Source organism: Cupriavidus sp. SK-3, assembly GCF_000611145.1.
GTDB lineage: Bacteria > Pseudomonadota > Gammaproteobacteria > Burkholderiales > Burkholderiaceae > Cupriavidus.
Genome location: NZ_JFJV02000085.1, coordinates 1 through 6556, shown reverse-complemented (window position 1 = coordinate 6556; position 6556 = coordinate 1). Strand labels below are relative to the sequence as shown.

Annotated in this window: 6 protein-coding genes; 5 read left to right on the top strand and 1 reads right to left on the bottom strand. The window is 66.1% G+C overall.

The window, feature by feature from the left end:
- Positions 1 to 167 precede the first annotated feature (167 nt).
- Positions 168 to 1184, bottom strand: a complete 1017-nt coding sequence (locus CF70_RS09090) for an MBL fold metallo-hydrolase (protein ID WP_235184964.1) — start codon at positions 1182 to 1184, stop codon at positions 168 to 170.
- A 117-nt stretch (positions 1185 to 1301) separates the two neighbouring features.
- Between CF70_RS09090 and CF70_RS09085 the strand changes: the two genes are divergently transcribed.
- The 5 genes from CF70_RS09085 (at position 1302) to CF70_RS09065 (ending at position 6096) form a co-directional block, all read left to right on the top strand.
- Positions 1302 to 2204 (top strand): LysR family transcriptional regulator, encoded by a 903-nt coding sequence (locus CF70_RS09085; protein ID WP_235184963.1) that lies wholly within the window; start codon positions 1302 to 1304, stop codon positions 2202 to 2204.
- A gap of 43 nt (positions 2205 to 2247) precedes the next feature.
- Positions 2248 to 3156, top strand: coding sequence for a LysR family transcriptional regulator (locus CF70_RS09080; RefSeq protein WP_035863272.1), 909 nt, complete (start codon positions 2248 to 2250; stop codon positions 3154 to 3156).
- Between the two features lie 120 nt (positions 3157 to 3276).
- Positions 3277 to 4317: a succinylglutamate desuccinylase/aspartoacylase family protein gene (locus tag CF70_RS09075; RefSeq protein WP_035863270.1), complete on the top strand. Its 1041-nt coding sequence runs from the start codon at positions 3277 to 3279 to the stop codon at positions 4315 to 4317.
- 40 nt (positions 4318 to 4357) lie between these two features.
- The gene (locus tag CF70_RS09070; protein WP_051648178.1) at positions 4358 to 5743 is read left to right on the top strand and encodes an MFS transporter; all 1386 of its coding nucleotides are present in this window, start codon (positions 4358 to 4360) and stop codon (positions 5741 to 5743) included.
- 2 nt (positions 5744 to 5745) lie between these two features.
- A complete protein-coding gene (locus tag CF70_RS09065; RefSeq protein ID WP_035863268.1) occupies positions 5746 to 6096 on the top strand; it encodes a RidA family protein in 351 nt (116 codons plus the stop codon).
- Positions 6097 to 6556 lie beyond the last annotated feature (460 nt).

The following is a 6556-nucleotide window of genomic DNA, read 5'->3' as shown; positions in this document are numbered from 1 at the left end:
CGAGGGCAGGCATCAAACAATCCTTAACAGCTACTGCCATCGCGTCCCTTGGGTTGAACGGCAGCAATTCGGCCGACGCGGACGCTCATCTCAGCGCTGCCTGCCCTCCGAACTGTCGTACCCCACATCTCCGACAAAGATCGAGGTTTGGCGGATGAGATATCCGGTCATTCCCCGAGTGTCACACTATAGGGCTCCGGCACCCAACTGAAGCCGGTGCGCTCGGCGCGCACACGGCCTATGCCTGGGAATGTCACATGCGCGCCGCCGACTAGGTACCCCTCCCGAGAGGCGTCGGTAAGAACGCGTAGCCGGGTCGCGGCGGCCACGGCCCGGTCCACGTCGTAGTCGATCGTAATTGCCGGGTCGCGGAACTGCACCTCGCTGGCGTGAATGATGTCGCCCCACAATAGCAGGCGCTGCCCTTGGCTCTCGATGAAGTAGCCGCTCATCCCGGGCGTATGGCCATAAAGCGGTACAGCGCGGATGCCGGGATAGAGTTGCGTCGCGCCGTCGAAGGTCTTGAGCCGGCCTGCCGCAGTGTAGGGGTCAACAGTCTGATGCGACTGCCGAAATGTATTGCGTGCTGCTGGCGGGGCCTTTGCCTCGGCTTCGGCACTGAGCCACAGCGCCGGGTCGCGCCGGTCTACGTGCACGGTCGCATTCGGGAACACACGCTGCCCGCCGATGCTGAGCCCGCCAGAATGGTCGCCATGGATATGCGTGAGCAGCACGTCGTCGATGTCGCTCGGCTCATAGCCGGCCGCGCGAAGGTTGGCGACGAGCCGGCCCGTCTGCGGCCCGAACAGCTCGCCGGCACCGGTATCCACCAGCAGGCGACGTTCGCCGGTATCGATCAAGTAGCAGTTGACCGAGATCTCAATCGGCAACGCGAGGTTGGCCGCCGCGTAGGCTTCGCGCACGGCACCGGGATTGCTCATGATCTTTGCCACGTCGCGCGGGGCGGTGCCATCGGACAGCGCGGTGATCCGGAACGCGCCGAAGCGGAAGCGGTAGAAGCCGGGGGCCTGGCGGGACTCCCATCCGGTGCCGGACCGCGGCACAGGCAACGTGCCCGTGCTGGCGGGACTGGCCGCCTGGATGGCCACGGAGGCCGAAGCGAGAACGAAGAGGCTGGAGAGGCGCAAGAACATGATGTCTGACTGTTTCAGGATGAGTGACACCCAAACGATAGAAGATCCTCCACACGCCGATTAGATGCCCGAACCGGGAATCATTGTGCCGTGAGTGGCATAATCTGCTTTCTACCAATGGCGAGCCCGACTGCCATGCCTGCCGACATGAACGACACGCTAGTCTTCCTGAAGGTCGTCGAGGCCGGCAGCTTCACGGCCGCGGCGGCGGAACTGCGACTGCCTAAGACCACTGTCAGCCGCCGGTTGCGCGAGCTGGAGCAGCGGCTCGGCATGCAGCTCCTGCACCGGACTACGCGCCGGCTCGGCCTGACCGAAGCCGGCACGCTTTACTTCGAGACCTGCCGCGCCATTCCTGGCCTGCTCGCAAAGGCCGACGCCGCAGTCGGCCAGTTGCGCGGCGTGCCGCGTGGCGCGCTGCGGGTCACGGCGTCCTACTCGCTGTCGGTCAATCTGCTGGCTCCGCTGCTGGCGGACTTCCGCGCCGCCTGTCCGGAGGTGACCATCGACCTCGTGCTGAACCACCGCACGCTCGATCTGGTGAGCGAGGAGATCGACCTCGCGCTGCGCATGGGCGACCTGCCGGATTCCTCGATGGCCGCGCGGCGGCTGACGACATTTCCGAACCGCGTCTACGCCAGTCCCACCTACCTGGCACGTCACGGCACGCCCGCCCATCCCCGCGACCTGCGCCAGCACGCCGCACTGTCCACCCGCGTGGCCCGGCGCGGCGGTGCATACGCGTGGCCGATGCGGCGCGAGGGTGGGGAGGACGAACTGGCTGATTACCCCATCCGCCCCGTGATCGAGGCCGACGACCCTGAGGTTCTCAAGGCGCCGCTGTTCGACGGCGTCGGCCTGATGATGGCCACCGACTTGATCATGGCGCGCCATGCCGCACAGGGGCTAGTGGTGCCGGTACTGCCTGGCTGGGTGGGCCGCTGCCCGGTCCTGCACGCCGTGTTCCCGCGCGGGCCGATCCAGCCGCCGAAGCTGCGCGCGTTCATCGACTTCCTGGTGGCGCGCCTCGGCGGCGACCTTTCGCGCTGACGGCGCCTGTGCCATCGTCAGCCACACCCAGACGTACGACATCGTGGAACTACGACACCTACGCTACTTCATCGCCGTCGCCGAGCACGAAAGCATCCGGCTCGCCGCCGAGCACATCCACGTCACCCAGCCGGCCATCTCGCGGCAGATCCACGACATGGAGGAAGAACTCGGCTTTCCGCTTTTCTCGCGCACACCGCGCGGCCTGAAGCTGACGGCCGCCGGCCAGGCCTACCTGCGCGAGGCGCGCGCTGCGCTGGCCAGGCTCGACGTTGCCGCCCGCGCCGCGCAGCGGATCTCGACGGGGGTGCAGGGATACCTCCGCCTTGGCTTCGTGGAGAACAGTGGCTGGGATGGCATCGTGCCGCACGTCTTCCGGCGCTTTCAAGCAGAGGTACCCGACGTGCGCATCGAACTTGTGCCGATGAACACGCCGCAGCAACTCGACGCGCTGCGCGACGGCATGCTCGACGGCGGCTTCATCTACCAGTACGGCCCGCTGGACTCCTCGCTGGCCGCGCTGCCGCTGGCCACCAACAACGTGGTGCTCGCTGCCCCGCACGCCTGGACGCTGCCTGGCGACGACGGCTCGCGCCACCCAACAGTGACCCTGCGTGACATTGCCAACTGGCCTTTCATCACGTTCCCGCGCGCGGTCTATCCGCTCTACTACGACCGCCTGATCGGTGCCTGCCAGGCGCTAGGCGTCACGCTCGACGTGGTGCAGGAAGTCTCAACTGAGGCCGCCGTGTTATCGCTGGTCTGCGCAGGCATCGGCGCGGCCATCGTCAACTCGGCCAACCTCGGCCGCCCGCCGGCGCTGGTTCGCTTCGCGTCGTTCTCCGACCTGGCGATCCCCATGCCGCTCGTCTTCGTGCACCCCGCGAATGCGCTGGAACCGGCACTCGCCCGCTTCATCGAGACTATAAGAGTAATGACAGCGATGCCTTAAAGGCATCAGCACCCTCAAAAAACGGCATTTGTCGGCAATTCGTCCGTCGGCAATAGTGCATGCATCTGCGGCCCGGACAGCCATGTCCGGCCGCCCGCTTTCCCCACCAAGGAGACAGGCATGCAAGGCCACCCCTATGACCCTCTCACCCCCAGCCGGAAATCACTGATCTCGACCGGGATCGACTACGAGCGCGAAGGCTTCCAGACCGGCGTGCTGCGCGTTCCCTTCTCGCATGACCGCTCGGCCTACGGCCACATCCCCGTGCCAGTGGCCGTGCTGAAGCAGGGCGAAGGCCCGACCGTGCTGCTGACCGGCGGCAACCATGGCGACGAGTACGAAGGTCCCGTCGCGCTGATGAAACTGCTGCTGCGGATGCCATCAATGCGCATCCGGGGCCGGCTGATCGTCATCCCGGCGCTGAACTTCCCTGCCTTCCTGAATGGGTCTCGTACCTCGCCCATCGACCGCGGCAACCTGAACCGGATGTTTCCCGGCGACCGCAACGGCTCCATCACGGCCATGATCGCCCACTACGTCGATACGGAACTGTTCCCGCGCGCCGACGTGGTGCTCGACCTGCACGCCGGCGGCGCCTCGTTCAACCACATGCCGACGTTGCTCGCCGCACTGCCCGGCGATCCGTCGCGCCATGCCGAGTACATGAAGCTGGTCCACGCCTTTGCCGCGCCGCACACGATGGTGATGGACCTGCTCGGCGAGGACCGCACCTACGGCGCCGCCGCCGAGCGCCACGGGACCCTGTTCCTGTGCGGTGAGTTCGGCGGGTACGGGAGTTGCAACGTCGAAGGACTCGCCATCGTCGAGGAAGGGCTGCGGCGCGTGCTGCATGTCGCCGGCTTGACCCATGACGACACTCCGCCGCCGCCGCGCCACAACACCCGCGTCATTGCCGTGAACGGTGCGCAGCACTACCTTTTCGCGCCTCGCCACGGAGTGTTCGAGCCCTGCTTCGCGCTCGGGCAGGAGGTGACCACAGGTCAGCTCGCAGGCCGCCTGTTCGACCCGTACGCCCCGTGGGAGCCGCCACGCGAGTTGCATTTTAACGGCAGCGGAATGGTGGTTTGCGCCCGGACTTTCGCGAGCGTCGAGCCCGGCGACTGCATTGCGCTGCTGGCTTCGCCCGCGCGGCTCGCCTGAACGGCGCACCCTTCCCCCGATTTTCCGAGGAGATCCCTCCATGCAGCCCACCCAACCCGGGGCGCCCACAATGGACGCCCCTTGCACCGATGGACATGAGAACGCCGGCAGCCTGTCCTCTCATGCCTACGTCGTGTTCCTGTTCTTCACCTGTTTCGCCTTTTCCTACATCGACCGCCAGATTGTCAGCATCCTCGTGCAGCCGCTGAAGGCGTCGCTGCTCCTCAGCGACACGCAGATCGGCCTGCTGCAGGGGGCGACCTTCACACTCTGCTACGCAACGGCGGGTGTCTTCGTGGCGCGCCTGGTCGACCGCTCGAATCGCGTGCGGCTCAGCGCGGCCTGTGTCGCCATCTGGGCGATCTCCACCGCTATGTGCGCCACGGCGAGCAGCTTCGGCGAACTGCTGGTCTGGCGCGCGGGCACGGCCATCGCCGAGGCCGCGCTCAGCCCGGCGGCGCTGTCGATCTTCAGCGACCTCTTCCCACCACGCAAGGTCACGCGCGCTAGCAGCGTCTTCATGCTCGGGCCGTACGTGGGCGGCGGCGTGGCCCTGCTTGGCGGCGGCGCGCTGCTCGGCTGGGCAGGCCAGCCCGGCACATCGGCATGGCTGGCGCAGCAAGGCCTGCAACCTTGGCAGATGGTGTTCTTCGTGGTCGGCTTGCCCGGCCTGGCGCTGTCGGCGTTGCTGCTGGTGTCAATCCGGGAGCCGGCGCGGCGGGGCGTATCGGCAAGCCACGCGGAGGCCGCGCCACCGATCGGCGAAGTGCTGCGCGAGCTGTTCGTGCGCAACCGGTTCTGCCTGCCCTACTTCTTCGGCTACGTGGCACTCATCCTGCTGTTCTACTCGCACGCCGCTTGGTATCCGACCTTGCTGATCCGGAGCTTCGGACTATCCGCCAGCGAAGTCGGGAAGATGACGGGCCCGGTCTACATGCTCGGCGGGATGGCCGGCGTTCTCAGCGCGAGCCTGTTCGTCGGCAAGGTCAGCGACCGCGGCGCGCTGCGCAAGGTGCTGCGCATTGCCTGCGGCGCAGCCACCCTGTTGGTGCCCGCAGCCTGCGCGGCGCCGCTGGCCCCGTCGATGCCCGTGTCGCTGGCGTTCTATGGCCTGTGCGCCTACGCGGCCAGCATCGTCATGGCGCTCGCACCGGTGCCGCTGCAAATCGCCATTCCGAACCGCATGCGCGGCCGAGCCGTAGCGCTGCTGGTATTCCTGACCAACGCCATCAGCGGCGGCCTCGGCCCGTTCGCCGTAGGCTCGATCAACGAGTGGCTGGGGCATCCGAAGTCCGGACTGGCGATCGCACTGGCTGTCGTCGGCACAACGGCTGCCACGATTAGTGCCGTCCTGTATTTCGTCGCTGCAAGACGGGCCGGCAACGCTTCCGTCGCTGGCATCATGCTGGAAGCGCAGGGAGACTGAGTATGTTCGACAGCAAGCCATATTCAGACTGGGTCGAACACGCCGGACTGATTTTCTTCTCGGGAAAAACCGGCGCAGGCCCTGACGGATCGATTCCGATCGACTTTCCTGCCCAGGCCTCCAATGCAATGTCAAACGTATGCACCGTACTGAGTGGTGCTGGCTGCGAGTGGCGTGACGTGATAAAGGTGACCGTATTCCTCGCGGACATGAGTGACTACGACAGCTTCAACACCACTTACGCCGAGCACCTTGGCAGCGCATTTCCCGCTCGCTCCTGCGTGGCTGTGGCGGGCCTTCCACGGGGCGCTGCAGTCGAGATCGAAGTGGTTGCACGACGGACCGGGGCATGATGAAGCAGGCGACGGCAGCAACGCCGTCGGCCCATCCGAGTTCGTACCTCCGGCCTCTCCCAAAGTATCGATGAAAGCGGGACGGACTACCTATATAGGGTCGGTCAGAGACGGTCGGAGTTTTTTGGGGCAGGCCATGCCCCCCTCGACGGGGCACACCCGATTACCCATGACCAGGCGCAGTTCGCTCGCGGCCGGGGTGCGCGCAGGCGGTTTCAGTGTAGCAGCGAGTCCTCGGGCCGGTGGTGGTGCAGGGAAGCCGAATTCGCTAGACTGCGAGTCTTTACGAATCAATGGGTTGCCAACCTGTAACGTTGCCGGCGACGCCAACGCGGGGCCAAAATAACTAGACTGAGCGGATTCCCAGCGCGAATTCGTTAGACCGAGCCACCTGCCGTCGCGTTGACCGTGTCCAGGCGCGAGAGGCCGCTTCTGTTAAGGATTGTTTGATGCCTGCCCT